The sequence below is a fragment of the Streptomyces sp. HSW2009 genome (assembly GCF_040240285.1).
Taxonomy (GTDB): domain Bacteria; phylum Actinomycetota; class Actinomycetes; order Streptomycetales; family Streptomycetaceae; genus Streptomyces.
Genome location: NZ_JBEHZD010001010.1, coordinates 1 through 1,290 on the forward strand (window position 1 = coordinate 1; position 1,290 = coordinate 1,290).

General features: G+C 75.8%; 1 protein-coding gene. It reads right to left on the reverse strand.

The features are described from left to right. Positions 1–776, reverse strand: a 776-nt coding sequence (locus AAHZ94_RS34225; RefSeq protein WP_349997578.1) for a carboxylate-amine ligase, incomplete at its 3' end; no start/stop codon positions are given. Between the last annotated feature and the right edge of the window lie 514 nt (positions 777–1,290).

The following is a 1,290-nucleotide window of genomic DNA, read 5'->3' on the forward strand; positions in this document are numbered from 1 at the left end:
GCCACCACCAGCGCCCGCACCAACGTGGCGAGCGCCGCCGCGTCCGCTGCCGTCGCCGGCACGTCCAGGGCCCGGAACTCCACCGTCGGCAGATGCTCGCAGGGCCGCACGTCCCAGAAGAGGTTCCCCACGTCAACGAGGACGCCGGTGGCCCGCAGACCGGCCACCGTGCGCGCGTACTGCTCCAGACCGCTGAAGTACGGGGGCGGGCCGCTGACGGGCCAGCCGTTCTTGACGACGGTGCGCCAACTCGCGTAACCGGTGTCCCGGCCGTACCAGTACGGCGAGTTCGCGCCCATCGCCGTCAACAGCGGTATCCACGGCCGCAGGTGGTTGCCGACCAGCACCGCATCGCCCCGGTCCGGCACCTGCACGTGGACGTGGAGCGCGGACAGGACGAAGTCGTCACCCAGCGCCCGGAAGGTGCTGGCACCCAGCCGGTGGCGCGCGTCGTCCAGGACGGGAGCGGGACCGTACGGGCCGAGCACCGGCGTACCGGACGGCACCAGCCGCACCCCCTCCGCCACCGCGGCCGAAGCGAGCCCGGTCCGCACGCGCAGCAGGTGCGCGAGGAGTTCGTCGTACGTGGCACAGGGCGGCGTCCGCCCCTCCACCTGGTACTCCGTGAACTCCTCGGCCACCAACTCCTCCAACTGCTTGCGCGCCCGCGCCACCACGCGCACCCCCGCCGGCCGGACCGCCCGACTACCGGGCGCGACCACAAAGAACTCCTCCTCCACCCCCATGCTCGGCTGCGTCTCGCTCCTACTGCTCATGACACCTGCCCGGGCTCCGACGGGGGTGCGGCGGGGATGCGCCGCGGTCTTGTACGGGGGCTCGTACGGCAGCCCTGTACGGCAGTCCTGTACGGGGCCTCGTACGCCGATCCAGTACGGCGATCCCATACGCCGATCCCGTACGCCGATCTCGTACGTCCGGTTGTGGTGGTCCCGTTCGGCCGGCCAACCCACCGGGCCCACCTCCGTAGGGGCGGGCCCGCCCGGACCCGCCTCCCACGCGGCCGTTCCAGCATGGCCCGGTCCGCGCCGACCAGCACGTTGACCGCACGGGGAGCGGCGTGGGGTGGGCTGGGTGCCGTTGCGCGGGTCGGGGTGTCGTCGGGTCGGGTCGGGTTGGAGTGGGCTGGGCCGGGGTGCCGTGGGTGGGACCGGCCGCGGGGGGGGCCCGCCCCCCCCCCCCCCCCCCCCCCCCCCCCGGGCCCCCCCCCCCCCCCCCCCCCCGCCCCCCCCCCCCCCCCCCCCCCCCCCCCCGCCCCCCCCCCCCCCCCCC